Source organism: Cupriavidus nantongensis (assembly GCF_041726985.1).
GTDB lineage: Bacteria > Pseudomonadota > Gammaproteobacteria > Burkholderiales > Burkholderiaceae > Cupriavidus > Cupriavidus nantongensis_A.
Genome location: NZ_CP168303.1, coordinates 1,498,150 through 1,524,366, shown reverse-complemented (window position 1 = coordinate 1,524,366; position 26,217 = coordinate 1,498,150). Strand labels below are relative to the sequence as shown.

At 67.7% G+C, this 26,217-nt stretch carries 24 protein-coding genes; 14 read left to right on the top strand and 10 right to left on the bottom strand.

Features of this window, described 5'->3' with window-relative positions:
• Window position 1: 1 nt before the first annotated feature.
• From ACEI37_RS18350 to ACEI37_RS18340, 3 genes are read left to right on the top strand one after another with little or no spacing between them, the layout of a single operon-like run.
• Window positions 2-922 (top strand): ABC transporter permease, encoded by a 921-nt coding sequence (locus ACEI37_RS18350; RefSeq protein ID WP_373380088.1) that lies wholly within the window; start codon window positions 2-4, stop codon window positions 920-922.
• A complete protein-coding gene (locus tag ACEI37_RS18345; RefSeq protein ID WP_373380087.1) occupies window positions 915-2,000 on the top strand; it encodes an ABC transporter ATP-binding protein in 1,086 nt (361 codons plus the stop codon). Before ACEI37_RS18350 ends, ACEI37_RS18345 begins: the two co-directional genes overlap by 8 nt.
• Entirely contained in the window at window positions 1,997-2,866 is an 870-nt protein-coding gene (locus ACEI37_RS18340) for a phosphodiesterase (protein ID WP_373380086.1), read from the top strand. Before ACEI37_RS18345 ends, ACEI37_RS18340 begins: the two co-directional genes overlap by 4 nt.
• A gap of 64 nt (window positions 2,867-2,930) precedes the next feature.
• Here the strand turns inward: ACEI37_RS18340 and ACEI37_RS18335 are convergent, their stop codons facing one another.
• The 6 genes from ACEI37_RS18335 to ACEI37_RS18310 all read right to left on the bottom strand — a co-directional run bounded on the left by ACEI37_RS18335 (window position 2,931) and on the right by ACEI37_RS18310 (window position 11,239).
• A complete protein-coding gene (locus ACEI37_RS18335; protein WP_373380085.1) occupies window positions 2,931-5,210 on the bottom strand; it encodes a molybdopterin cofactor-binding domain-containing protein in 2,280 nt (759 codons plus the stop codon).
• Window positions 5,211-5,282: 72 nt separating this feature from the next.
• Entirely contained in the window at window positions 5,283-6,281 is a 999-nt protein-coding gene (locus tag ACEI37_RS18330; protein WP_373380084.1) for a xanthine dehydrogenase family protein subunit M, read from the bottom strand.
• Window positions 6,278-6,946: a 2Fe-2S iron-sulfur cluster-binding protein gene (locus ACEI37_RS18325; protein ID WP_373380083.1), complete on the bottom strand. Its 669-nt coding sequence runs from the start codon at window positions 6,944-6,946 to the stop codon at window positions 6,278-6,280. Before ACEI37_RS18325 ends, ACEI37_RS18330 begins: the two co-directional genes overlap by 4 nt.
• Window positions 6,947-7,071: 125 nt before the next feature.
• Window positions 7,072-7,968, bottom strand: coding sequence for a helix-turn-helix domain-containing protein (locus ACEI37_RS18320; protein ID WP_373380082.1), 897 nt, complete (start codon window positions 7,966-7,968; stop codon window positions 7,072-7,074).
• 48 nt (window positions 7,969-8,016) lie between these two features.
• Window positions 8,017-10,152: a polyphosphate kinase 1 gene (gene ppk1, locus ACEI37_RS18315; protein WP_373380081.1), complete on the bottom strand. Its 2,136-nt coding sequence runs from the start codon at window positions 10,150-10,152 to the stop codon at window positions 8,017-8,019.
• Window positions 10,153-10,288: 136 nt separating this feature from the next.
• Complete coding sequence (locus tag ACEI37_RS18310) at window positions 10,289-11,239, bottom strand: GlxA family transcriptional regulator (RefSeq protein WP_373380080.1); 951 nt, start codon at window positions 11,237-11,239, stop codon at window positions 10,289-10,291.
• Window positions 11,240-11,413: 174 nt separating this feature from the next.
• Between ACEI37_RS18310 and ACEI37_RS18305 the strand changes: the two genes are divergently transcribed.
• Together ACEI37_RS18305 and ACEI37_RS18300 are read left to right on the top strand one after the other, a co-directional pair.
• Window positions 11,414-12,217, top strand: coding sequence for an SDR family NAD(P)-dependent oxidoreductase (locus tag ACEI37_RS18305; protein WP_373380079.1), 804 nt, complete (start codon window positions 11,414-11,416; stop codon window positions 12,215-12,217).
• Between the two features lie 18 nt (window positions 12,218-12,235).
• Window positions 12,236-12,457 (top strand): DUF2798 domain-containing protein, encoded by a 222-nt coding sequence (locus ACEI37_RS18300; protein WP_373380078.1) that lies wholly within the window; start codon window positions 12,236-12,238, stop codon window positions 12,455-12,457.
• Here ACEI37_RS18300 and ACEI37_RS18295 read toward each other — a convergent pair.
• Window positions 12,454-13,770 (bottom strand): PLP-dependent aminotransferase family protein, encoded by a 1,317-nt coding sequence (locus ACEI37_RS18295; protein WP_373380077.1) that lies wholly within the window; start codon window positions 13,768-13,770, stop codon window positions 12,454-12,456. The genes ACEI37_RS18300 and ACEI37_RS18295 overlap by 4 nt on opposite strands.
• A 234-nt stretch (window positions 13,771-14,004) precedes the next feature.
• Here ACEI37_RS18295 and cyoA point away from each other — a divergent pair, with 234 nt between their 5' ends.
• The 8 genes from cyoA to ACEI37_RS18255 all read left to right on the top strand — a co-directional run bounded on the left by cyoA (window position 14,005) and on the right by ACEI37_RS18255 (window position 21,966).
• The gene (gene cyoA / locus ACEI37_RS18290; RefSeq protein ID WP_373380076.1) at window positions 14,005-15,015 is read left to right on the top strand and encodes a ubiquinol oxidase subunit II; all 1,011 of its coding nucleotides are present in this window, start codon (window positions 14,005-14,007) and stop codon (window positions 15,013-15,015) included.
• 1 nt (window position 15,016) lies between these two features.
• Window positions 15,017-16,993, top strand: a complete 1,977-nt coding sequence (gene cyoB / locus ACEI37_RS18285) for a cytochrome o ubiquinol oxidase subunit I (protein WP_373380075.1) — start codon at window positions 15,017-15,019, stop codon at window positions 16,991-16,993.
• Window positions 16,994-16,996: 3 nt separating this feature from the next.
• The gene (cyoC, locus tag ACEI37_RS18280) at window positions 16,997-17,641 is read left to right on the top strand and encodes a cytochrome o ubiquinol oxidase subunit III (RefSeq protein ID WP_373380074.1); all 645 of its coding nucleotides are present in this window, start codon (window positions 16,997-16,999) and stop codon (window positions 17,639-17,641) included.
• Window positions 17,638-18,015, top strand: a complete 378-nt coding sequence (cyoD, locus tag ACEI37_RS18275; protein ID WP_373380073.1) for a cytochrome o ubiquinol oxidase subunit IV — start codon at window positions 17,638-17,640, stop codon at window positions 18,013-18,015. Before cyoC ends, cyoD begins: the two co-directional genes overlap by 4 nt.
• 25 nt (window positions 18,016-18,040) lie before the next feature.
• On the top strand, window positions 18,041-19,780 hold the full coding sequence (locus tag ACEI37_RS18270; protein ID WP_373380072.1) for a nitrite/sulfite reductase: 1,740 nt from the start codon (window positions 18,041-18,043) through the stop codon (window positions 19,778-19,780).
• A gap of 18 nt (window positions 19,781-19,798) precedes the next feature.
• Entirely contained in the window at window positions 19,799-20,047 is a 249-nt protein-coding gene (locus ACEI37_RS18265) for a hypothetical protein (RefSeq protein ID WP_373380071.1), read from the top strand.
• 102 nt (window positions 20,048-20,149) lie between these two features.
• Window positions 20,150-21,049 (top strand): MipA/OmpV family protein, encoded by a 900-nt coding sequence (locus ACEI37_RS18260; protein WP_373380070.1) that lies wholly within the window; start codon window positions 20,150-20,152, stop codon window positions 21,047-21,049.
• A 125-nt stretch (window positions 21,050-21,174) separates the two neighbouring features.
• On the top strand, window positions 21,175-21,966 hold the full coding sequence (locus ACEI37_RS18255) for a transporter substrate-binding domain-containing protein (protein WP_373380069.1): 792 nt from the start codon (window positions 21,175-21,177) through the stop codon (window positions 21,964-21,966).
• 51 nt (window positions 21,967-22,017) lie between these two features.
• Here the strand turns inward: ACEI37_RS18255 and ACEI37_RS18250 are convergent, their stop codons facing one another.
• The 3 genes from ACEI37_RS18250 to ACEI37_RS18240 all read right to left on the bottom strand — a co-directional run bounded on the left by ACEI37_RS18250 (window position 22,018) and on the right by ACEI37_RS18240 (window position 24,525).
• The gene (locus ACEI37_RS18250; RefSeq protein WP_373380068.1) at window positions 22,018-22,419 is read right to left on the bottom strand and encodes a cupin domain-containing protein; all 402 of its coding nucleotides are present in this window, start codon (window positions 22,417-22,419) and stop codon (window positions 22,018-22,020) included.
• 4 nt (window positions 22,420-22,423) lie between these two features.
• Complete coding sequence (locus tag ACEI37_RS18245; RefSeq protein WP_111520952.1) at window positions 22,424-22,903, bottom strand: carboxymuconolactone decarboxylase family protein; 480 nt, start codon at window positions 22,901-22,903, stop codon at window positions 22,424-22,426.
• Window positions 22,904-23,091: 188 nt separating this feature from the next.
• Window positions 23,092-24,525, bottom strand: a complete 1,434-nt coding sequence (locus tag ACEI37_RS18240; RefSeq protein ID WP_373380067.1) for a patatin-like phospholipase family protein — start codon at window positions 24,523-24,525, stop codon at window positions 23,092-23,094.
• Between the two features lie 483 nt (window positions 24,526-25,008).
• On the opposite strand from ACEI37_RS18240, the gene ACEI37_RS18235 reads away from it, so the two are divergent.
• Window positions 25,009-26,103, top strand: a complete 1,095-nt coding sequence (locus ACEI37_RS18235) for a branched-chain amino acid aminotransferase (RefSeq protein ID WP_373380066.1) — start codon at window positions 25,009-25,011, stop codon at window positions 26,101-26,103.
• The last annotated feature ends 114 nt before the right edge of the window (window positions 26,104-26,217 follow it).

The following is a 26,217-nucleotide window of genomic DNA, read 5'->3' as shown; positions in this document are numbered from 1 at the left end:
CATGAAGACCAACCGTCGCGGCTCCGCCTATTGGGCGCAACTCGCACTGACGCTCGCCGTTTGCGCGTTCATGACCGTCCCGGTGGCGCTGTCGGTGCTGGCTGGCCTGACCAACAATATCTTCGTCGGGCTGCAGAGCGGCCTGACCACGCGGTGGGTCGAGGAAGTGTGGGGCCTGTACCGCAACACCATCTTCCTGTCGCTATGGATCGCGCTGGCGTGCCTGGCCTGCACGCTGGTGCTCGGCGTGCCGGCCGCCTATTACATGGCGCTGCGCCGCAGCCGCGTGACCCGGCTGATCGAGGAATTGCTGATGTTGCCGGTGGCGATCCCCGGACTTGCGACAGCACTCGGCCTGATCCTGTTGTATGGGGGCCTGCCATGGCTGCGCACCAGCTGGGTCTTCATCCTGATCGGGCATGTGCTGTTCACCCTGCCCTTCATGGTGCGCTCGGTGCTGGCCATCATGTCCGCCATCGATATCCGCACGCTCGAGGACGCCGCCGCCAGCCTCGGCGCGACACGCATGCAGCGTTTTTTCACCGTGGTGCTGCCGAATTGCCGGCAAGGGATCCTCGCCGGCGCGCTGATGGTGGTGACGCTGTCGGTCGGCGAATTCAACCTGACATGGATGCTCCATACGCCCACCACGCAGACGCTTCCCGTCGGACTCGCCGACAGCTATGCCTCGATGCGCCTGGAGATCGGCTCCGCCTACACCATCGTGTTCTTCCTGATGATCATTCCGCTGCTGGTGATCATGCAACTGGTGTCCGCGCTGGGTGCGCGGGCCCAACGACATCCGGTGCAGGACACGCCCATGCCGTTCGCCGGCACCGTCACTACTTCACTGAACCCACCTGGCGGCCTGGACAACGCGCCGCAGTCCCAGCCACAGACGGAGGCCCCCCGCCATGCATGAGCCCACCACCATCGCCCTGCGCCACTGCGGCAAGACGTTCCCCGACGGCACGCGCGCGCTCGAACCGCTGGACCTGGACATCGGTGCCGGCGAAACGGTCGTGCTGCTCGGTCCGTCTGGGTGCGGCAAGACCACCACGCTGCGGATGATCGCGGGGCTGGAATTTCCCGATACCGGCGGAGAGGTGCTGTTCGGCGGCGCGGCCGTCACGCATCTGCCGATCGAGCAGCGCGGCGTCGGCATGGTGTTCCAGAACTATGCCCTGTTCCCCAATATGACCGTGGCCGAGAATATCGGCTATGGCCTGCGCGTGCGCAAGGTTGACGCGCAGACCCGCCGGCGCCGGGTCGACGACATGCTCGCCATGATGCAGCTGGGCGCCTTCGCCAACCGGCGCGTCGACCAGCTGTCGGGTGGCCAGCGCCAGCGCGTGGCGCTGGCGCGCGCCATCGCCGTGCAGCCGCGCGTGCTGCTGCTGGACGAACCGCTGACGGCACTCGATGCCAAGCTGCGCGATGCGCTGCGCGCCGACATCAACCAGCTGCTGCGCAGCCTGCGCATCACCGCCGTGTATGTCACGCACGATCAGGCCGAGGCGATGGCACTTGGCGACCGCATCATCGTGATGGACAAGGGTCGCATCGCGCAAAGCGGCACGCCACAGGACATCTACCGGCATCCGGCCAATGCCTTCGTCGCCGACTTCATCGGCACGATGAATCGCTTGCCGGCGGCTGCGGACCAACAGGTATGGCGCGTGCCGGGTGGCGCATTGCCGCGTGAGCCGCGGCACCTCGAGGTGGCGCAGGTCGAGCTGATGTTCCGGCCCGAGGACGTAGCGCTGGCCGACGCGCCGAATGCGCCCGATGTCCACGTGACCGGCAGTGTCGTCACGGCCCTGTTCCTTGGCCATGCGACGCGGCTGCTGGTCGACGTTGGCGCACCGGCCCCCATCGTGCTCGATACCGCGCGGCGCGACCGCTGGGTAGCCGGCGACCGCGTTGGCCTGCGCATCGATACCGGCCATCTGCTGGCGGTGCCCGCTGCGCCCTCGGTGTCAGTAGGGAGCGCGGCATGATGCAGAGCCCCCCCCAGGCCACTCCCTACCTGGTCGCCCACATTACCGACCTGCATATCAAGGCGGGCGGCAAGCTCTCCTACCGGCGCGTGGATACCGCCGGCGCCCTGCGCGAGTGCATCGACACGCTGCTGGCGTTGCCGCAGCGCCCCGACATTGCGGTGGTGACCGGCGACCTGGTCGACTTCGGCAGCGACGATGAATATCGTTTCCTGCGAGCGATCCTTGAATCCTTGCCGATGCCGGTACGGCTGATGCCGGGGAATCACGACAGCCGCGCCGCATTGCGCCGCGCCTTCGCCGATCACGCCGATCACGCCTATCTGTTCGCCGCGGGCGATGGCGATGCGCCCGTGCATTACCGCATCGACGCGGGGCCTTTGACGCTGGTCGCCTTCGACTGCACCGTCCCTGGCCATAGCGGCGGGCGCGTGCACCCGGACGCGCTGCCATGGCTGGAAGCGGCGCTCGCCGCCGCCCCGCAGCGCCCCACCCTGCTGATGCTGCACCACCCGCCTTTCCACACCGGCATCGGCCATATGGACCAGCAGGGCCTGGAGAACGCCGCGCTGCTAGAGGTCGTGGTGCGGCGCCATCCGCAGGTGGAACGCGTGCTGTGCGGCCATCTGCATCGGCATATCACCCGGCGCTTCGGCGGCACCATCGCCATGACCGCGCCCGGCCCGGCGCACCAGGTCGCACTGGACCTCGACCCGCAAGCGGCTTCGCGCTTCCGGATGGAGCCGCCAGGCATGCTGCTGCACTGGTGGCATCCCGTGCACGGACTGGTGACCCATGCCGTTGCAATCGGGGACCATGGACCTGCGTATCCGTTCTTCGATGCACAGGGGAAGCTGATCGACTGAGGCTATCCCTTCAGCTCGCCAGCCGCCAGGCAAACTACTTGCGGCACTGCTCGGTAGTGGCCCTTCACAAGGCCAGCCGCTCCGCCGCCGCCATCCCCGCCAGCACCTTGTCCAGCGTCACCGGCAACTCCCGCACCCGCACTCCGGTGGCGTTGTAGACCGCGTTGGCCACCGCCGCTCCCGCGCCGCACACGCCCAGCTCGCCCAGCCCCTTGATGCCCAACGGGTTGGCATTCGGGTCGGGCTGGTCCAGGAACACCACCTCCATCTGCGCCACATCGCCGTTGACCGGCACCAGGTACTCGGCAAGATCGTGGTTGATAAAGTTGCCGTAGCGCGTGTCCAGGAGCGTCTGCTCCATCAGCGCGGAACCGATGCCCCAGGTCATGCCGCCCAGGATCTGCGAGCGCGCGGTCTTTGGGTTGAGGATGCGGCCGGCGCCGATCACGGCCAGCATGCGCCGCATGCGGATCTCGCCGGTATCGGCGTCGACCGCGACTTCGGCGAAGTGCGCGCCATAGGCATGGTGCGAATGCGCCTTGTACGCTTCGCCCATGCCGGCCACCTGCCCTAGTGCCTGCAGCCCGCCGGGCGCGACGCTGGCCATCAGATCATCCAGCCGTTGCGTCTGCGCACCGAGGGTAACGGCGCCATCGGCGAAGCGCACCGCCGCGGGCGCGGCCTCGGCCGGTCCCCTTGCGGCGGCCACGATGCGGGCCTTCAGTTGGGCGCAGGCGTCGGCCACCGCGGAACCGGCGCTGGCCGCGCCCCAGGATCCGCCGGAGCCGGCCGTGCGCGGGAAGCGGCTGTCACCCAGTTCGACCCGCACCCAGCTCAGCGGCACGCCCAGGCTCTCGGCGGCGATCTGCGTCAGGATGGTGTAGGTGCCGGTGCCGATGTCGGTCATGTCGAGCCGCACCGTGACGCGTCCGCGGCTGTCCATGGCCACCTGTGCCGCCGCGGCGCCGAGGTAGTTCGGCCGTATCGCCGCGGCCATGCCCATGCCAACCAGCCAGCGCCCTTCGCGCACGCTTCGGGGCGCGGCGCGGCGGTGCTGCCAGCCGAAGCGCGCCGCGCCGGTGCGCATGCAATCCACCAGGTTGCGGGTGGAATATGGCAAGCCGGTCTCGGGCTCGCGTTCGGGCTCGTTGCGCACGCGCAGTTCGATCGGGTCGAGCCCGAGGCGCTCGGCCAGCTCATCCATGGCGCACTCGAAGGCCTGCATGCCCGGCGCCTCGCCGGGCGAACGCATCCATTCGCCGCGGTTCAGGTCGACCGGCACCAGCCGGTGCCGCGTCGCGCGGTGGGGCGCGGCGTACAGCGCGCGCGCAAACACTGCGGTCTGCTCGCAATATTCCTCGAACCGGCAGGTGGCCGACCAGACCTCATACCCGATCGCCGACAGCCGCCCGTCCCGGTCCGCGCCCAGGCGCACGCGATGCGACATGGCCGCGCGATGGCCGGCGTTGGCAACCATCTGCTGGCGCGTCAGCGCGACCTTGACCGGGCGCCGCAGTTCGCGCGCCGCCAGCGCGGCCAGTACGGTGTCGGCATGGATGATCAGCTTGGCCCCGAAACCGCCGCCGGTAAACGGGCTGACGATGCGCACCCGCTCCGGCGGGATGCGCAGTGTGGCGGCCAGTCCCGCCTGGAAATTGCTCAGCGTCTGCGACCCGGTGTAGACCGTCAGGCCCGCATCCGACCATACCGCCATGGTGGCGTGCGGCTCCATCGGATGGTGGTTCTGGTACGGCGTGGCGTAGGTCAGGTCCAGCGCAACCGCGGCCTGGGAAAACGCGCTGGCAAAATCGCCAGTCTCGCTGTCGGGCGGGAATCCGGCGTTGGTGCGCGGGGGCTTGTAGGCCTGCGCCAGCCGCGGCGCCAGCTCGAATTCGCCCCGCTCGGCCTGGTAGCGCACCTGCACCAGCGCGGCGGCGGCGCGCGCCGCCTCGAAACTCTCAGCCACCACCAGTGCCACTGGCTCGTCGTAATAGCGCACGCGGTCCGACGCCAGGTACGGCCGCGCGCGCGTGAACACGTCGCGCGGCGTGGGCGGCACCGAGGGGCCGAAGGCCGGCTGCGCCGGCGCGTTCCGATGCGTCATCACATGGATCACCCCCGGCGCCTGCCGCGCCTGCCGGGTATCGATGGCAACGATGCGGCCGCGCGCGATGGTGGCGCCCACGATATAGCCGTAGGCCGGCGGCGCCGCGCCCGGCACTTGATGTTCATAGGCATAGGTGGCGCGGCCCGTCACTTTCAACCTGCCGTCGACCCGATCGATGGGCAGTCCCACGGGAGCGCCCGGCTCCCGGCCCGCATTACCCTGCATCTTTGTCGTCATGGTTCGTGTCCGTCGCCATGTGCCCGTGGCGGCAAGCCGGTCGGCAGCCGCGCACCGGAGCACCGGTTCGTGTCAGGTCCGCTGCGGAACGGGCTGCGCCGCGGCGGCCAATGCCTGCCGCACCGTGCGTAGCGCCAGTGGAATCTTGAAATCGTTGCCGCCATGGCCGCGCGCGCCCGCCAGCGCCGCGTCGGCGGCCGCCTGCCAGCTGGCGGCATCCGCCGCCCTGCCGCGCAATGCCTGCTCGGCGCCGTCCGCCCGCCACGGGCGCGGCGCCACGCCGCCCAGCGCGATGCGGGCGCCGCGTACCTGGCCGCCGGCCACGTCGAGCACCAGCGCCACCGACACCAGCGCGAACGCATACGAGGCGCGGTCGCGCACCTTGCGGTAAAGCTGGCGGCCCGCCGGCGGCGGCGGCAGCGAGACCGCGGCAATCATCTCGCCATGCGCGAGCTGGGTCTCGAGGTGCGGCGTTGCGCCCGGCAGCCGGTGCAGCTCGCGCACCGCGATGACGCGCCCGCCGCCCTGCGGCAACACGGTATGCACGCGCGCGTCCAGCGCCGCCATCGCCACCGCCATGTCGGACGGATGCACGGCGATGCAGGCTTCGCTGCCGCCCAGGATGGCGTTCATGCGGTTGTGGCCCTGCATCGCCCCGCAGCCGCTGCCGGGCGTGCGCTTGTTGCAGGGCATGTGCGGATCATAGAAATAGGCGCAGCGTGTCCGCTGGAGCAGGTTGCCCGCGGTCGACGCCTTGTTGCGGATCTGCCCGGATGCGCCCGCCAGCAGCGCCTGCGACAGCAGCGGATAGCGCGCACGCACGCGCGGGTCCGCCGCCAGGTCGCTGTTGGGCACCTGCGCGCCGATGCGCAGCCCGCCGTCCGCGGTATCCTCGATCGCGGCGAGCGGCAGCCGGCTGATGTCGACCAGGTGGCGCGGCTGTTCGATGCCCAGCTTCATCAGGTCGAGCAGGTTGGTGCCGCCGCCGATAAAGCGGGCGCCGTCCCGGCTGGCGACGGCCTGCGCCGCCTCTGCTGCGTTGCCGGCGCGCTCGTAGCTGAAGCTCATCATGCCTGGCCTCCGTCGGCTGCATCGCGGATCGCGGCGACGATGTTCGGATAGGCCGCGCAGCGGCACAGGTTGCCGCTCATGCGCTCGCGGATCTCGGCCTCGTCGAGCGCGAACGTGCGCGCGGCGACATCGCGGCTGGCATGGCTGGGCCAGCCGGCGCGCACCTCGGCCAGCATGCCGACGGCCGAGCAGATCTGGCCGGGCGTGCAGTAGCCGCACTGGAACGCGTCACGCGCGATAAATGCGGATTGCAGCGGATGCAGCGCATCGCCGTCGGCGAGGCCCTCGATGGTGGTGATGGCGTCGCCGTCGTGCATCACCGCCAGCGTCAGGCAGGCATTGATGCGGCGGCCGTTCACCAGCACCGTGCAGGCGCCGCACTGGCCGTGGTCGCAGCCCTTCTTGGTGCCGGTCAGGCCGGGCTGGTTGCGCAGCGCGTCCAGAAGTGTCGTGCGCACATCCAGTTGCACCGCATGTTCCGCGCCGTTGATGCGCAAGGTCAGCGGCCGCAGCGGCACGGCGGCGGGCGCTGCATTCGAGACTGACGATGGGCCCGCTGCGCCCTGCGCCGGCGCGGGGCCGACTGCGAACAGCATGCCGCTCGCCGCACTGGCGCGCAGCACGGCGCGGCGACCGGGGTTTTGCGGAAGGTCCGCCTGATCCATGGTCTGCTCCTGGTGAGGACGGCAGGACGTGGCCCTGCCGCGCGGCGCGACCGACTTCCCCAGTGGAAGCCGCCACAGCCGGCACCGGCAGTATGTCGGGGCCAACTGGGCGTTTCTTTCACATATCAGGCGGAACTATCAGGATCCCGGCACAAGTGCTGCCGATAGCTGCGCGGCGTCGTGCCGGTCAGGCGCTGGAAGGTGGAGGTGAAATGGCTCTGGCTCGAAAAGCCCAGTTCCAGCGCCACGGCGCTGATCGGCAGCGCGCTGCCGCGCAGCAGGGCTTGCGCGCGCCGCACGCGCCGGTCGATGACGTAGGCATACGGGGCCATGCCGGTCTCCGTCTTGAAGCGCCGCGCGAAGGTGTCCACCGGCATGCCCGCGACGCCGGCCAGGTCACTCAGCGACAGCGACGCGTCCAGCCGCGCATCGATATAGTCGGTCAGGCGCGCCAGCAGCCGCTGGCCCAGCCCTTGCGCGCGGCGCGCGGGCGGCGCCGGGACCGTGCCTGCGATGCGCAGCGCCACCAGCGACACCAGGTGCTCGAGGTAGACCGGTTCGGGCACGCGTCCGGCGGCCAAGTCCGCGCTGAGCGAGGTCAGCAGTGCCTGCACCACCGCGTCGGCGGTGCCGTTGATGCGCATCGGCAATTGCGCCAGCCGGTCGCAACCCGGCAGCGCGAGCGCCGGATCGAGCCACAGCGCCGTGTAGACCAGGTCGGCGTCGTGGAAATGCCCGCTGCGTTCCGCGTGGGCAGGCACGAAACTGAGCGTGCCTGGCCGGTCGCGCCCGTCGTGCATCAGGCGCCCTTCGCTGTAGACGCAAGTGCGGCCGGTGGAGCCGCGCTCGGTCAGCACGATCAGGTGGCGCGGCGCCTTCCAGCGAAACTCCGCCTCGCCGCAGGCCCAGTGGCGATGGTCGAACACCAGGCCGCCGCCGAGCATCGACGTCGTGTACGCGGCAGCGGTCCTGGCCTGGCGTGCCTTGAGGCGGCCTTGACCGATGGCTGGGGTCAGGGTCATGGTCGTTCCTTTTGCAGGGGGCTGGGGGCGATACGTGGCATGGCGCACTCAGGTCAGCGCAGCCAGCAGCCTGCGCTGCGCCGCCTCGCCGTCCTGCTCAGGCTGGCGCACATAGTTGCCTTCAGGCGTCATCATCCACGCTTCGCGCCGGTCGGACAGATACGGCTCCAGGCCCTCGGAGAGGACCCGCTCCTTCAAGCGGGGATCGAGCACGGGAAAACATATTTCGATGCGACGCGACAGGCTGCGCTCCATCCAATCCCCGCTCGACAGCATGACCTTGTCGGCGCCGCCGTCGTGGAAGAAGAAGATGCGCGAGTGCTCGAGGAACCGGCCCATCACCGATTTCACCGTGATGTGCTCGGACAGTCCGGCGACACCCGGACGCAGTGCGCACGCGCCCCGCACGATCAGGTCGATGCGCACCCCCTGGCCTGACGCGTCGTACAGCGCCTGGATCAGCTCGGGCTCCAGCAGCGCATTCATCTTGGCGATGATGCGCCCCTGGCGCCCGGCCCTGGCATGCTCGGCTTCGCCGCGGATCGCTGCCAGCAGCTGCTGCTTCAGCGTAAACGGCGATTGCCAGACATGGGTCATGCTTTGCGTCTGGCCGCGGCCGGTCAGCTGGCTGAAGACCTGGGCCACCTCCTGGGTCAGCGCTTCATCGCAAGTCAGCAAGCCGAAATCCGTATAGCTGCGCGAGGTCTCGTGATGATAGTTGCCGGTGCCGAGATGCACATAGCGCCTGAGCCGTCCGTCCTCGCGCCGCACCACCATCAGGATCTTGGCGTGCGCCTTGAAGCCGACCACGCCATAGACCACATGGGCGCCCGCGTCCTCGAGTTGGCCCGCCCAGCCGATGTTGGCCTCTTCGTCGAAGCGCGCCATCAGCTCCACCACGGCGGTGACCTCCTTGCCGTTGCGCGCCGCCTCGATCAGCGACGACAGCAGCGCCGAGTCGTGCCCGGCCCGATACACCGTCTGGCTGATCGCCACCACGTCCGGATCCTGCGCCGCCTGCCTGACGAAATCGACCACCGGCGCAAACGACTGGAACGGATGGTGCAGCAGGATGTCGCCATCGCGCATGGCGCGGAAGACATCGGGCTGGTCCCGCAGCGCCTTCGGCAAGCCCGGCCGGATCGGCGGGTATTTCAGGTCCGGCCGGTCGACCTGGTCCGGCACCTGCATCAGGCGGACCAGGTTGACCGGGCCATTGACCGCGAACACCTCGGCGGGCGCGAGGCCAAACTGTTCCTGCAGGAACGCGGTCATGGCGCGCGGGCAGTTGTCGGCCACCTCGAGCCGCACCGCATCGCCAAGGTGCCGGTGCGGCAGTTCGCCCTGCAGCGCCTCGCGCAGGTTCTTGACCTCTTCCTCGTCGACAAACAGCTCGCTGTTGCGCGTGACCCGGAACTGGTAGCAGCCGCGAACCGTCATGCCGCTGAACAGCTCGCCGACGTGGGCATGCAGGATCGAAGACAGGAACACGAAGCCGTGTTCGCATCCGGCAATCTCCGCTGGCAGTGCGATCACGCGCGGCAACGCCCTGGGCGCCTGCACGATGGCATTGCCGGAGCTGCGGCCGAACGCGTCCTTGCCCTCCAGCTCCACGGCGAAGTTCAGGCTCTTGTTCAGCACCCGCGGGAATGGATGCGCCGGGTCCAGCCTGATCGGCGTCAGGACCGGCATCAGCTCGGCAAAGAAGAACTCGCGAATCCAGTCTTGCTGCGCGGCGTTCCACGATGGCCGCCGCAGGAAGCAAATCTGCTCCTGGGCCATGGCGGGAATCAGCACGTCATTGAACAGCCGGTACTGTTGACCCACCAGTTCACGCACCCGCTGGTTGACCGCGGCATAAACCGCCTGCGGCGTCAGCCCGTCCGGCCCGACCACCGGCGACGACAGCACGCACTGTTCCTTCAACCCCGCCACGCGGATCTCATAGAACTCGTCCAGGTTGCTGCTGAAGGTGCACAGCGCACGCAGGCGCTCGAGCAGCGGCATGGCAGGATCGGCCGCCTGCTGCAGGACCCGCTCAAAGAACGCCAGCTGGCTGAGTTCGCGGTTGATATAGCGCGTATTGCCGTTGGGCACGGTGGCCGCATCCGCCAGGTTGCCCGGCTGGCCCTCCCCGCGCGGGCCCGGCGGCTCGTCATGCATAACGCTGGATTCGTGTTTCATGATGCCGTGCTAAGAGAAACTGTTTTCAGATTCTAGCTGGCGTATTGCGCATACCGGCGCGATTCCGCTTCCGGCGTTCGCGAAAGACGCCCTGCCTCGGAACACCCATATCCAGCCAATGTGACGGCTACACCAACTAAGCCGTCTGCAAGGCGCCGCCGCGCGCCAGGCGGCGGATCGCCTGCGGGGGTTGCCCGAATGCCCGCAGGAAGGCCCGCCGCATGCGCTCGGGATCGCCAAAGCCGGTATCGCGGGCCACCACGTCGATCGGGTGGCGGCCGCTTTCCATCATCAGCCGCGCCGCCTCGACGCGCAGGCGCTCCACGGCTTTGGCCGGGCTCTGGCCGGTTTCGTCGCGGAAGGCGCGCGAGAACTGGCGGGCGCTGAGGTGCGCGGCATTCGCGAGCTGCTCCACCGACAGGTCCTGTTGCAAGTTCTGCCGGGCGAAATCCAGCGCGCCGCGAATGCGGTCGGAGCGCGGCTCCAGGTCCAGCAGCGCCGAAAATTGTGACTGGCCGCCGGCGCGGCGATGGTACACAACCAGGCTCTTGGCCACGCCGCGCGCGACGGCGGCGCCCGCGTCCTTCTCCACCAGTGCCAGCGCCAGGTCGATGCAGGCCGACATCCCGGCCGATGTCCACACCGGCCCGTCGATGATGAAGATGCGGTCCTCCTCCACGCTGACGTCCGGGAAGCGGCGCCGCAGCTCCTCGGCGTAATACCAGTGCGTGGTGGCACGGCGGCCGGCCAGCAAGCCGGCCTCCGCCAGGGTGAAGGCACCGGTACACGTGGCGCCGATGCGCCGCGAAGTGCGCGCCGCGCGCTGCAGGAACTTCAACAGGGCCGGCGGCGCAGGCAGGACGTCATTGTCGCCCACCACCAGCACGGTATCGAAGCGACGCCGGCCGAAGGGAGCGGTGCTGACGGCAAAGCCGCCGGAACTCGCCACGGGGCCGCCATGTTCGGACAGCAAGTGCACCCGATACAGCGGCTCGCCAAGCGCGCGGTTGGCGAACTCGAGCACCGTTGACACCGCAAGGTTCAGCGCCTGGAAGCCGGGATAGAGGGCCAGGGCTACATGGTGCATGGTGAACTCCTGATGGCGGTGGAAGGGACCTTTCCCGCCATGGCATAAAAGGTGGGATCTACGACATTGTTGCCATCACCATTGTGCACCTAATCTTCGATGCACGCAGCGGCGATACGCACGGCCGGCTGCCACGGAACTCTCACTCCCTTCCCACTGTTATGGAGCTTCAACGTGACAACTCATACCTACGCTGGCACCGCCCTGATCACCGGGGCTTCTTCGGGTATCGGGGCCATCTACGCGGATCGGCTCGCGCGCCGCGGCCATGACCTGATCCTGGTGGCGCGCAACCGCAGCCGGCTCGAGGCGCTGGCGCGGCGCATCACCGACCAGACCGGCCGCTCCGTCGAGATCGTCACGGCCGACCTGGGCCAGGCGGCCGGGGTACGCCATGTCGAGAACATCCTGAGGACCGACGCCAGCATCACCACGCTGGTCAACAACGCGGGCTTCGGTGGCGCGTCGCCTTTGCTGGCGTCGGATGCGGACACCATGCAGGCGATGATCGAGCTCAACGTCACGGCGCTGACCCGCCTCACCTACGCTGCCGCCCCGGCCTTCGTGGCGCGAGGCCAGGGCACGATCATCAATATTGCCTCGATCGTCGCGATCGCGCCCGAGGTGCTGAACGGCGTGTACGGCGGCTCCAAGGCCTTTGTGCTGGCCTTTACCCAGTCGCTGCAACATGAGCTTGCCAGCCAGGGCGTGCGCGTCCAGGCGGTGCTGCCGGGGGCGACCCGCACGGCGTTCTGGGACATCGCCGGGCACCCTGTCGAAAACCTGCCGGAAACGCTGGTGATGGACGGCGACGACCTGGTCGATGCTGCACTGGCAGGACTGGACCAGGGGGAGGTGATCACGCTGCCGTCGTTGCCGGACGCCGCGGACTGGCAGGCCTTCGAGGCGGCACGCGCCGCGCTCGGCCCCAATCTTTCGCATGCGCAGCCGGCCGCGCGGTACGGCATTGCGCGCTAATCGTCCGGGAAATTCGCCATGAACGTAGAACTGAAACGGAAAATCGCCTTCGCTCTGTCGATGGGCGTGGTGACTACGGGGATCATCTCGTTCGCCCTGCTCGCCCTCAATATCGGCTTCACCGAGGTCTTTGTGCTGACCTGGCTGCGCTCGTGGGGCGTCGGCTATGTGATCGTCATCCCCGCCATCCTGCTGGTGGGGCCGCGCTTGCAGGCGCGGGTCGAGCGCTGGGTCCGCTAGACGATCGTGATGGGATGCTGCCGGGGCCCGCGCTCCAGCAGCGCCGCCAGCCTGCGCAGCGCGTGCGCCAGCTGGGCCCGGTCGTCCACGCCGCCCAGCGAAATCCGGATGGCATTGGGCGCGCCTGCGCCGTCCCAGAACACATCGGAAGGCGTGACGCGCAGGTCTTCCGCCAGCGCGGCGCTGGCCAGCTGCTGCGCCGACCAGTGGGACGGAAGACGGTGCCACACGTGGATGCCGCTGGGCGGCAGCTGGCCCATCCCGCTCAGCCAGCGGCTGGCCAGGGCACAGCGCGCCAGCGCTTCGGCGCGGATGCCTTCGAGCAATTGCATGGCCGAGCCGTCATGGATCCATTGCGTCGCCAGCGCCGCGGTCATGGGCGCTGGCATCAGCGCGAAGGCGCGTAGCGGCGCCAGCAGGTCGTCGCCGCCGCGGCCTTCGGGCAACAGCACATAAGCGGTGCGCAGTCCCGGACTCAGCGCCTTGGACAGCGTCGCGACGTAGTAGGTGCGGGCGGGCGCAAAGCTTGCCAGCGGAGGCGGCGCGGACGGCGTCAGCAGCCAGTAGGGGTCGTCCTCGAGCAGCGCGATATCGCAGCGCTCGGCCGCGCTGGCCAGCTCGGCACGGCGCGAGGCCGGCATGGTGTGGGTGGTGGGGTTCTGCGCGGTCGGGTTGAGGTAGGCCAGCGTGGCGCCGTCGGCGCGGGCGGCGGCGAGCGCGTCGGGCAGCATCCCCTCCGCGTCGCAGGGCGCGACTACCACGCGCCGGCCCAGTTGCGCCGCCGCGGCACGGATTCCCGGGTAGGCCAGCGGCTCGGTCACGATCGCCTCGCCGGGCCGGGTGCGGCTCAGGATCACCGCAGCCAGCGCGGCCTGCGCGCCGGGGCACACCACCAGCCGCGCCGTGTCGACCGGCCCGAACATCGGCGACAGCCAGAGCGCCCCGGCCGCGCGGTCCGACGCACTGCCGCCGCCAAGCTGGTAGGTCATCAGCAGCTGCGGGTCGCTGCGCAGCAGCACCTGGTTCAGGCCGCGCCGCAACAGGTCGTGGAAATCCACGCCGGCCGGTGGCGGCGGCACGTTCATGCTCATGTCGACCACCCGCGCCAGTTCCGCGCGCGGCGCGGCGATAAAGGTGCCGAGCGCGCCCCGGGCCTCGATCAGCTGGCGCCGCCGGGCCTCGTTATAGGCCCGCGTGACCGTGGTCAGGTCGACGCCGAGCGCTTGCGCCAGGCTGCGCTGCGGCGGTACGCGGTCGCCGGCCACGAGCCGGCCCTCGCCGATGGCGCGCTCGATGTATTCGACGATTTGCAAGTATCGGGCAACGCCGGAGGTGGCGATCCGCAGCTCCCATCTGGCTGCGATTTCGCTGTCTTGTATGGATTCTGCAGCCAAAATTTTCCTCGATGTATGGCCTTTGTCTTCGAATAGCATGCCAGACATTGCCGAAGGAATCCATACAAGCCACGCCCGCGCGGGGCTGACGCAGCACTTGAATCGGAGCGCGTGGCCGGATGCCTTCGGTAATCCGTAACCAAGGTGTCCGACATGCTCAAACCTATCGCCGGGCCGGCAAGCCAGAACCGACAAGGCCCGCTGCCCCGCCCGCCCTCCCGCCACAGTCCATCGCCAACGTGGCCGCCCCGTATCGGCGTGTTGCTGCTAGCCGCCGGCCTGAGCGCCCTGCTCAGCGGCTGCAACCTCGAACTGCTCAATCCCAAGGGCAGCATCGGCGAGCAGGAGAAATCGCTGATCCTGATATCGCTGTTCGTGATGCTGATGGTCGTGATCCCGGTGATCTTCCTGACGCTGTGGTTTGCGTGGCGCTACCGCGAAAGCAACACGCGCGCGACCTACGCGCCCACATGGTCGCACTCGACCAGGATCGAGATCGTGGTGTGGGGCATCCCGTGCGTGATCGTGGCCTGCCTGGCCGTGCTGATCTGGGACTCGACGCACAAGCTCGACCCGTACCGGCCGCTGGAATCGGAGGTCAAGCCGCTGCAGGTCGACGTCATCGCGCTGAACTGGAAATGGCTGTTCGTCTATCCGGAGTACGGCGTCGCCTCGGTGAACCAGCTGGCCATCCCGGTCGGCACGCCCGTCAGCTTCCGGCTGACCTCGGAATCGATGATGAACGCGTTCTTCATTCCGCAGCTCGGCAGCATGGTCTACACCATGGCCGGCATGCAGACCCGCCTGCACCTGATCGCCGACACGCCAGGCGTCTATCTCGGCCAGTCGGCAGCCTACAGCGGCGCCGGCTTCTCGGACATGCATTTCAAGACCCTGGCGACCTCGCGCGAGGAATTCGACGCGTGGATCGGCAAGGCCCGCGCTTCGGCCCAGGCGCTCGATGCCAACACCTACCGCGCGCTGGAGCAGCCCAGCAGCAAGGATCCGGTCGCGCTGTACGCCTCGGTGACGCCGAAGCTGTTCGACCAGGTGGTCGACAAGTACATGCAGGCCTACGGCGCCGTGTGCCGCGCGGACACCCCCGAATCTCTGCAGGCCTTGCAGCGCGTTCCCCCGGCGCAGCCCGGCCGCATGGAGCAATGACATGCTAGGAAAACTGAACCTCGAGGCCATCCCCTACCACGAGCCGATCATCATGGGGACGCTGGCCGTGGTGATCGTGCTGGGCGCCGCGCTGCTCGGCGCCATCACCTACTACCGCAAGTGGAAATACCTGTGGACCGAGTGGATCTGCTCGGTCGACCACAAGAAGGTCGGGGTGATGTACATCATCCTGGCCCTGGTGATGCTGCTGCGCGGCTTCGCCGACGCGATCCTGATGCGCACGCAGCAGGCCATCGCCTACGGCGATGCGGCGGGCTACCTGCCGCCGCACCACTACGACCAGATCTTCACGGCGCACGGCGTGATCATGATCTTCTACGTCGCCACGCCGCTGGTGGTGGGGCTGATGAACGTGATCGTGCCGCTGCAGATCGGCGCGCGCGACGTGGCGTTCCCGTTCGTCAACTCGCTCAGCTTCTGGCTGTCGGCGATGGGCGCGGTGCTGGTGATGTTGTCGATGTTCGTCGGCGACTTCGCCGCGACCGGCTGGGTGGCCTACCCGCCGTTGTCCGAGCTCGGCTACAGCCCCACCGTCGGCGTCGACTACTACATCTGGTCGTTGCAGATATCGGGGCTGGGCACCACGCTGACGGGCATCAACTTCATCGTCACCATCCTGCGCATGCGCGCGCCGGGCCTGACGCTGATGAAGATGCCGGTGTTCACCTGGACCGCGCTGGTCACCAACATCCTGATCGTCGCCATCTTCCCGGTGCTGACCGCCACGCTGGCCCTGCTCACCGCCGACCGCTACCTCGGCATGCATTTCTTCACCAACGAGCTGGGCGGCAACGCCATGATGTACGTGAACCTGATCTGGATCTGGGGCCACCCCGAGGTCTATGTGCTGATCCTGCCCGCGTTCGGCGCGTTCTCGGAAATCATCGCCACGTTCTCGCGCAAGCCGCTGTTCGGCTACAAGTCGATGGTCTATGCGACCTCGTCGATCGGCGTGCTGTCGTTCTTCGTCTGGCTGCACCACTTCTTCACCATGGGCTCGGGCGCCAACGTCAATGCCTTCTTCGGCATCATGACGTCGATCATCTCGATCCCGACCGGCGTCAAGCTGTTCAACTGGCTGTTCACCATGTACCGGGGCCGAATCCGCTTCCATACCTCGACCATGTGGACCATCGGCTTCATGGTGACGTTCGCGATCGGCGGCATGACCGGCGTGCTGCTGGCGGTGCCGGGCGCCGACTTCGTGCTGCACAACAGCCTTTTCCTGGTGGCCCACTTCCATAACGTGATCATCGGCGGCGTGCTGTTCGGCTGCCTGGCCGCGATCAGCTTCTGGTTCCCCAAGGTGTTCGGCTTCAAGCTCAACGAGTTCTGGGGCAAGGTGTCGTTCTGGTGCTGGCTGGCCGGCTTCTTCCTGGCCTTCATGCCGCTCTACGTGCTGGGCTTCAAGGGCATGACGCGGCGGATGAACCACTACGCCAACGTCGACTGGCATCCCTACCTGGTGGTGGCGATGATCGGCGCCTTCGTCATCGGCGCCGGCATCCTGGCGATGATGGTGCAGCTGGCCGTCAGCATCCGCGACCGCAAGCACAACCGGGACCTGACCGGCGACCCGTGGGACGGCCGCAGCCTGGAATGGTCGACCGCATCGCCGGCGCCGTTCTACAACTTCGCGACGGTGCCGCACATCACCTCGCTGGAGCAGCACTGGGAAGACAAGGAGGCCGGGCGCGCATGGCGCCAGCCCGCCCACTACGAGGACATCCACATGCCGCGCCCCACCGCGGCCGGCTTCCTGGTGTCGGTGTTCGGGCTGGTGTCCTGCTTTGCGCTGGTCTGGCACATGTGGCTGGTCGCCATTGCCGGGCTGGTCGGCGCGATCGCGACCTTCGTGCTGCGCAGCTACGACCGCGACGTGGACTACTACGTGCCGGCCGCCGAGGTCGAGCGCATCGAGCGCGCCCGCTACGCCCAACTGCAGCAAGCTGCCTGAACCATGAACCCGACGCTATCCCCAAGCCTGCACCATCCGGGCAACGACGCCACGCACGCAACCACGCACGCCACGGACCACGGCCATCACGATGCCGCCGCCCATACCACGCTGGGCTTCTGGCTCTACCTGATGAGCGACTGCCTGATCTTCGCTGTGCTGTTCGCCACCTTCGGCGTGCTGTCCGGCAACACCGCGGGCGGCCCTGGCGGGCAGCAGCTGTTCGAGCTGCCGTTCGTGTTCGCCGAGACCATGGTGCTGCTGCTCAGCAGCTACACCTTCGGCCTGGCGATGCTGCGGCAGGACGCCAATGCCGCACCGCGCATGATCCGCTGGCTGGCGGCCACCTTCGTGCTGGGCGCGGTGTTCGTCGCCATGGAGGTCTACGAGTTCGCCCACCTGCTGCACCAGGGCGCTGGTCCCGGCGTCAGCGCCTACCTGTCTGCGTTCTTCACGCTGGTCGGCACCCACGGCCTGCACGTGACCGCGGGCCTGTGCTGGCTGGCGGTGATGATCCACCAGATCCGGCGCTTCGGCCTCGACGACATCGTGCGGCGCCGGCTGGCGTGCCTGAGCCTGTTCTGGCACTTCCTGGACCTGGTGTGGATCTGCGTGTTTACCTTCGTCTACCTGCGGGAGTTTGCATGAAGCCGTCCCATCTGCATTCCGTCCATGCGGGCGAGCACGCCGTCCACGGCAGCGTGCGGCGCTACACCATCGGCCTGCTGCTGTCGGTGGCGCTGACCGTGGCATCGTTTGCCACGGTGATGACCCGCGCCTTGCCGAGCCACGCCGCGATCGCGCTGGTGGTCGGCCTCTGCGTCGCACAGCTGCTGGTGCAGCTGGTGTACTTCCTGCACCTCGGCACCGGCCCGGGCCAGCGCGGCAACACCGTCATCTTCGCCTGCACCGGCTTCCTGATCGTGATCGTCGTGGCCGGCTCGCTGTGGGTGATGCACAACGCCGATCTCAACATGATGCCGACCGACATGTCGATCGAACGGGCACGGGCCAAAGACTAGCGCTGCGCGCGAGGAGACCTTCACCATGTATGTCTATGACGAGATCGACCAGCGGCTGGTCGACGAGCGGGTCGTGCAGTTCACCGACCAGACCCGCCGCTTCCTCGACGGCGAGCTCGACGAGGAAGAGTTCCGCGTGCTGCGGCTGCAGAACGGCCTGTATATCCAGCGCCATGCGCCGATGCTGCGCGTGGCCATCCCCTACGGCATGCTATCGTCGACGCAACTGCGCAAGCTGGCCGACATCGCGCGCCGCTGGGACCGCGGCTACGGGCACTTCAGCACGCGGCAGAACCTGCAGTTCAACTGGCCGCGCCTCGAAGACGCGCCCGCCATCCTGGCGGAGCTCGCCACCGTGCAGATGCACGCCATCCAGACTAGCGGCAACTGCATCCGCAACACCACCACCGACCACTTCGCCGGCATCGCGCCCGACGAGCTGGTGAACCCGCTGGTATGGTGCGAGATCGTGCGGCAATGGTCGATGCTGCACCCCGAGTTCGCCTACCTGCCGCGCAAGTTCAAGATCGCGATCAGCGGCGCCACCACCGACCGCGCCGCGGTCGGCGTGCACGACATCGGGCTGCAGGCGGTCGAGCAGGACGGGCAGGTCGGCTTCCGCGTGTGGGTCGGCGGCGGCATGGGGCGCACGCCCATGGTCGGCAAGCTGATCAATCCCTTTGTCGCATGGCAGGACCTGCTGACCTACCTGCAGGCGACGTTGCGCGTCTACAACCTGCATGGCAGGCGCGACAACAAGTACAAGGCGCGCATCAAGATCCTGGTGAAGGATCTCACGCCGGAGGTGTTCCGGGAGCAGGTCGCGGAGCAATGGCAGCGCATCCGCGGCGGCCCGGATACCGTCACCGAAGACTTTGTCGCGTCGGTGGCGGCGCGCTTCACGGTGCCGCCTTATGATCCCGCCGCGGCGGACGATGCCGATGAAGTCGACGATGAAGGCGCCGATGAAAGCGCCGAACTCGCCCGCACCGACCGCGCATTCCGGCTCTGGCTGCGCAGCAACGTCCATCCGCACCGCGTTGCCGGATATGCCGCGGTGACGGCATCGCTCAAGGCCACCGGCCGCGCGCCGGGCGACATTACCGCCGACCAGATGGAGTTGATGGCCGACCTCGCCGAGCGCCACGGCTTTGGCGAACTGCGGGTCTCGCACGAGCAGAACCTGATCCTGGCCGACGTGCGTCGCAGCGGCCTGCCCGCGCTGTGGCGCGCGCTCGATGCCGCCGGCCTGGCGACGCCCAATGTCGGCCGGATCACCAACATCATCGCCTGCCCCGGCGGCGACTTCTGCTCGCTCGCCAATGCGGTGTCGATCCCGCTGGCGCAGGCGATCCAGGAACGCTTCGAGGATCTCGACCACGTGCACGACATCGGCGAGCTCGACCTCAACATCTCGGGCTGCATCAACTCGTGCGGGCACCACCATGTCGGCCATATCGGCATCCTCGGCGTCGACAAGGCCGGCGAAGCCTGGTACCAGGTCACCCTCGGCGGCCGGCAGAACGGCGCCGACAGCCAGGACGGCGGCGGCGGCGCGGCGATCGGCCGCATCATCGGCCCCTCGTTCGCGCAGGAGCAGGTGCCGGACGTGATCGAGAAGCTGATCGGCACCTACCTCGCGCATCGCGACAGCGATGCCGAGCGCTTCGTCGACGTGGTCGCGCGGATCGGCCTGGCACCGTTCCAGGCGGCCGTGTACCCGGACGGCAACAAGGGCGCGACGGCGCCGCACCAGCCTTCATGATCCGCGTGGAGTCGACCAATGCTTGCCATGCCTGGTGTCGCCCAGCCGCTGTCCAGCCCCGAAGACCTGTGGCGTGCCATCGCCGCGCTTTCTGCCGGGCAGCTGCGTACCATCCTCGATATCGACCGTGCGTTGCCGGGCCCCACGGCTGACCTCGATGCGTTCAGGCGCCGCATAGCCCGGGTGTTCGGCAATGTCGCCGGTTTCGCGTCGTCGGCGCCGCCGGAACCGATCGTGCGGGAGATGTGGGAAAAATACCGCGGCTGAACCGGAACCGCGCAGATGGCCGCGCTCTGGCTATACTTGCCCAGGTATCCGTCCTGCCCGGTTTTCCCCCGCCCTTCCACGAAGTTCCTCCGGAGCCACGATATGCGAGCCGGGCATTGCGCCAGCCGACCACGGCATGCTTCGCCACAGACCCGGCCGCGCAAGCGCTGGCGCACTCTCCCGGCCATTGCCGCGGCCTTCGCAACCACCTGCGCAGCGCAGGATTTCGATGCCATCGAACGGCCGTTGTGGGAGGCCGGGCTTGGGGTCGGCGGCATCACCCTGCCACACTACCGCGGCTCGGATTCGCGCGCCAACCTGCTGTTCCCGGTGCCCTACTTCGTCTACCGCGGCGAGCATCTGCGCGCGGACCGCAACGGCGTGCGCGGCAAGCTGTTCGACAGCGACCGGATCGAGCTCAATGTCAGCCTCGGCCTGTCGCTACCGGTCAAGAGCAGCCAGGATGAAGTCCGCCGCGGCATGCCGGATCTCAAGACCGCGGTGGAAATCGGGCCCTCGCTGGCGGTGACGCTGTGGCATTCCGCCGAGGACCGTACCAGGCTCGATCTGCGGCTGCCCATACGGCTGGCCGTGACCGTCGAATCGTCGCCCAGGGCGATCGGCTGGATCTTCTCGCCCAACCTGAACCTCGACGTTGCCAACGTCGGTGGCCTGCCCGGTTGGAACCTCGGCCTGATGGCGGGTCCGCTGTTCTCGACCGCGCGCTACAACCAGTATTTTTATTCCGTCGACGAGCAATTCGCCACCGCGGCGCGACCGGCCTACCGCGCACAGGGCGGATACTCCGGCAGCATGGCGCTGGCTTCGCTGTCCAAGCGCTTTCGCCATGTCTGGTTCGGCGCCTTCGTCCGCTACGACCGGCTCGATGGCGCCAGCTTCGAGAACAGCCCGCTGGTGCGCCAGAAGGACGCCCTGGCCGCCGGACTGGCACTGAGCTGGATCTTCGGTCAGTCGTCGACTTACGTGCCGAGCCGGGAATAAGGCCGCGGGACGGCGGATTGCGCATCGCGCCGATGACATGCGCCCGGGCAGGCGCATGCGATATATTTCCGCATGCCGCCCTGGCTACATTCCCGAATCCCACCCAGAGAAAAACGAAAATGCCAATGACAAGGACGATCGTCAGCGCCGTTGCCCTGCTCTGCGCCGCCCCGGTGTTCTCGCAGCCGGCCACGCCGGCCGCCGGGCTGTCACCCACCATGACCCGCATCGCACAGTCGGGCGTGCTGCGCGTCTGCACGCCGGGCGACTACAAGCCCTTCAGTTTTATGAAGTCGGAAGGCCAGTACGAAGGGCTCGACGTGGACCTGATGACGTCGCTGGCCAGCTCGCTCGGCGCCAGACCGCAATTCGTCAAGACCAGCTGGGCCACGCTGATGCCGGACTTCCTCGGCGGCAAGTGCGATATCGGCGCCGGCGGCATCTCGGTGTCGCTGGAACGCCAGAAGCAGGCCTATTTCAGCGCGCCCTATATGGTCAATGGCAAGACGCCCCTCACGCGCTGCGAGAATGTGCAGCGCTTCCAGACCGTGGAAGCCATCAACCAGCCCGGCGTGCGCGTGATCGCCAATCCCGGCGGCAGCAACGAGCGCTTCGCCCGCACGCGCCTGTCCCAGGCCAGGCTGACCATGCACAAGGACAACCTGACGATTTTCGACGAGGTGATCCGGGGCAACGCCGACGTCTTCGTCACTGAGGCCGCCGAAGCCATCGTCCAGAGCAAGGCCCATCCCGAGCTATGCGCAGTCAATCCCGACAAGCCGCTGCAGTACGCAGAGATGGGCTATCTGCTGCCGAACGGCGACGAGGTGTTCAAGCGGTATGTTGACCAGTGGCTGCACCTGGCCAGGGCCGGTGGGGAATTCGATGCGCGCCGCGCGGCCTGGCTGGGGAAGTAGCGTTGCGGATGCGATCAACGCAGATTCCCCATGGCCCGGGCAACGGCTGCGCTAATTCACCGGCGTAAAAACCGGCGCCCCCTGCTTCTTGAGCAGGAACACGACAAACTTCGCGGGCCTGGTCTTGCTGGCATTGCGACCGACGGTATGAAGATCGTCCGGGCCTTCGTAGAAGGTTTCGCCCGCCTTCAGCGTAACTTCCTTGCCGCCCTTCACGCCCATGACAATGCTGCCTTCGAGCACATAGACGAACGCATGCGCGTCATGGCGGTGCACCGGGTCGAAGCCGCCGGGCGGGTACTCCACCGTGATCATCTGCACTTCCTTGCCCGCATAGTCGGGCAGCGCCTTGGTGGTCAGCGACTGGACCACCACCTCGGGCGGCGCGGCGCTGGCCAGCGGCGCCGTCAGCAGCAGCACCAGGCTCGCCGCCATGGCAATCGACCGTTTCATGGCATTACTCCAGGTTGGCCTTGTCCAGCCCGAAGGCCTTGTCGGAGGAACCCGGCACCATGCGGAAGGCGACGTTCAGCCGGTTCCAGGTGTTGATGGCGCCCACCAGGAAAGTCAGGTCGGACAGCTCCTTCTCGGAATACTGCGTGCGCACGCGCTCGTAGACATCGTCCGGCACCCCTTGCGCGGGCAGCTGGGTCAGCGCCTCGGTCCAGGCCAGCGCGGCGCGCTCGCGCGGCGAGAACAGCGTCGATTCGCGCCAGATCGCCACGTGATGCAACCGCAGCTCGCGCTCGCCGTGGATCTTCGCCATCTTGATGTGCATGTCGACGCAGAACGCGCAGCCGTTGAGCTGCGACGCGCGAATCTCGACAAGCTCGCGAATGTGCTGCTCGACCGTCGTTTTCGCGAACAGGCTGTTGAGCTCCATGAGCTTCTTTGACAGCTCCGGGGATTGCTGGAAGTAATTGAGGCGTTGCGTCATGATCTCTCCTGCTGAGATGGCGGGGGTTTCCGGCGGACCCGCGCCGGATGGCAGGCAGGAACCGCTTGGAACGAAGCGTAGCCGTGCGCCAGCCGCACCGGTAGTGCCGCAGCGGTACACGCACTGTTACCGCGCCGGCACCAATCGCCGGGCGCGAGGCGGCTGCGCTGGATCTGCCGGCAGCGGAACTACCGGACCGCGTTGGCTTCGCGCTCGAACTCGCGGATCACCGGGTTGCCCAGGATGGCGTCCCGGCCAGCTTCGATCAGGCGATCGACATCCTTTTCGGGCAACCGGAGCCTGGTCGGCAACTCGTTCAGGCTTGCGGCGCGCGCCTTGTCGAGGGCGTCGAAGGCGATCCGCGTGACGAAGAACTCGACGTCGTCGCAGCGCCAGCCCGGACGGCTTGCGGCGATAGCCTGCTGCCGCGCAAACGGCATGGCGCAGCGATAGGCGACCAGGTCGTTGCGCCACTGGCGCATCATGGGCACGAAGGCGTCATAGCTCATGCGCACGTTGGTGGCCATGGCCGCGTCGATGGACGCGTTTGCCACTTCGATTCCCGACGGGCCAACCTGGCTTTGGTTCCAGTCGCCGCGCGGGCCCTGGCCGGCATCGACCACGACAAACAGCAGCCGGCGCACCTTGATGGCGTCGTTCTCGCTCATGGGCCCGTAGGCCGTGCCCAGCAGCAGGCGCGACTGGAAAATGGTGGCCAGCCCGTAGTTGTCCGTCACGCCGCCGTCGACCAGCTTGATGTACTTGCCCTTGGACAGATCCCGGTGGCCGCGAACGGCAACCGCCAACGCCCCGATCAGCAGCGATTGCCCCGGCGCCTCGGCGTGATCCAGGTTGGGCAGCGGCGCACGGCAGGCCTGGGGATGCTTTTCCAGCACGATGGGCGCGAAGAACAGCGGCACCGCCATCGAAGCCGCAACCGCCTCGGAGACGGGAAAGCTGGCGAGATCGCTGCAAAGCGCATCGAAGGCCAGCTGGCTGAACGGAAATGCGACCCGATAGTAGACGTTGGTGGCATTGATCCACACCAGCGGCTTGCCGCGCCGGAACATGTCGGCGTAGGTGGCCCCCTTGAACACGTCTTCGTCCAGCCAGGTCCGGAGGTCTTCCCGATTATTGAGTCCCCCGCCAAAGAGCCGCGCAAGGTTGAAAGGGTTAAGGAGGCTGAAGCGCAGCCGCGCCTCGCCGTCCTTCAGAAGCACCGACCGGAACGTTGCCAGGCTGTCCTTGCCGTGCAGGCCGAAGTAGGCGGCGGTGAGCGAGCCTCCGGACACGCTGCTGATGAAGGCCACGTCGTCGAGCAAGGAAGCGCCGCCGGAACCCCGCATGGCGTCAAGCCCCTGCAGCGCGCCGAAGGCGAACGCCGCGGCGCGCGTGCCGCCGCCGGAGAACGCCATGGCGATGGTAGTCGGCCCGGCGACATCGGCGGGTTCACGCAGCGGTACGGTGGCGCTGGCCGCCGTCGCCTGGGGCAGATTGCGGGGGACATTATGAGAAAGCGAGCCGCAGGCGCCGACTCCCGCAAGCAGGAACACCATCAGGGCGCGGCCGGCCTTGCCACAGGTGCCGCGCCCGCTTCCTGGCCGGCCCGGTGGCTGGGGCACGCAGTTATTCCGGCGAAGAGAGGGATCGGGACGAGACATGCTGGCGTGGCGCAGGCTAGGACGGGATGGTGGGAGATGCGTTGCCGCAAGCATCCGGTGGCGGATGCCTCAACATGATATGGCATCACGTCGGGCACGGCACCTACCTCGCCACCGATGGGATCGCCGTCACGATCGCTGACCTGAAGACCTCGGGTCGACAGCGCCTCATGAACCATCGCCCGCTATGCGTTTTGCAGATACCAGATGTCGGAATTCTTCAATTTACTGCGTGGCGACCGCTTCATACACTGCTCCGAACAAAAAGAAGCATCCGGAGACAGACGTCATGAGTGCTACCCCACGCGCCAGCCCGCACCAGGCCGCGGCCGGTTGCCCGAAGCCGCGCCTTTGCCCGATACTCCCTTGCAGCGCACCCGCCCCGGCAACGCTACCGCGGCGGCCAGGCCGTACGGCCCAACACTTCCCTCCGAGCACTGAAGCATGAGCACCGAGAATCCACTGCAGTTCGTTCTGGAGCCCCATCCCGGCCCCACCCCCGCCGAGCAGATCGCTGCCAGGCTGGAGAACCCCGTCTTCGGTCGCGTGTTCACCGACCACATGGTCACAATCCGTTGGACCGACGGTCGCGGCTGGCATGACGCCAGGGTGGAAGCACGCCGTCCTTTCCAGATCGACCCCGCCTGCGCAGTGCTGCACTATGCGCAGGAGATCTTCGAAGGCATGAAGGCATACCGTGGCGAAGGCGGCAGGATTTCGCTGTTCCGGCCGCAGGAGAACGCCAGGCGTTTTCGCGCCTCCGCCGCCCGCATGTCGATGGCGGAACTGCCCGAAGCCACCTTCCTGCAAGCCGTGGAAGCGCTCGTCGATATTGACCGCGCCTGGATTCCCGGCAGCCAGGGAAGCCTGTACCTGCGCCCGTTCATGTTTGCCTCGGAGAGTTTTCTCGGGGTGCGCGCCTCGGCCGAATACGTATTTTGCGTGATCGCCTGTCCGGTCGGCCCGTATTTCAAGCCCGGCAAGTCCGCGGTGACCGTCTGGGTGTCGGATCAATACACCCGCGCAGCTTCCGGCGGCACCGGCGCCGCCAAGTGCGGCGGCAATTACGCAGCCAGCCTGATCGCGCAGACCGAGGCCGCGGCCAAGGGCTGCGACCAGGTGGTGTTCCTGGACGCTGCGGAGCACCGCTGGATCGAGGAACTCGGCGGCATGAACGTGTTTTTCGTGATGGATGACGGCTCGCTGCGCACGCCGCCCCTGAAAGGAACCATCCTGCCGGGCATTACCCGTGCTTCGATCATCGAACTGGCGCGGCACGAGGGCATTCCGGTCGACGAAACGCCCTACGACTTCGAGTCGTGGCGCGCCGACGCGGCCAGTGGCCGGGTCAAGGAAACCTTCGCCTGCGGTACGGCCGCGGTCGTCACCGCCATCGGGCAGGTGCGCCACGCCGGCGGCGAATTCACCATCGGCAACGGCGGCGAAGGTGAAGTCACGCAACGGCTCCGGTCGTTGCTGACCGGCATCCAGCGCGGCAGCATCGCCGACCCGTTTGGATGGGTGCACCACGTCGATTAAGACCGGCGCGATTGACCTCGGCGGCGAGCAAGGCATCGCAGCGCAACGCTTGCCGCATTGATTTGGCTTGACGTCTGTCCCACCGCCTGGGCGGTCTGGGCCATTCCCCAATAA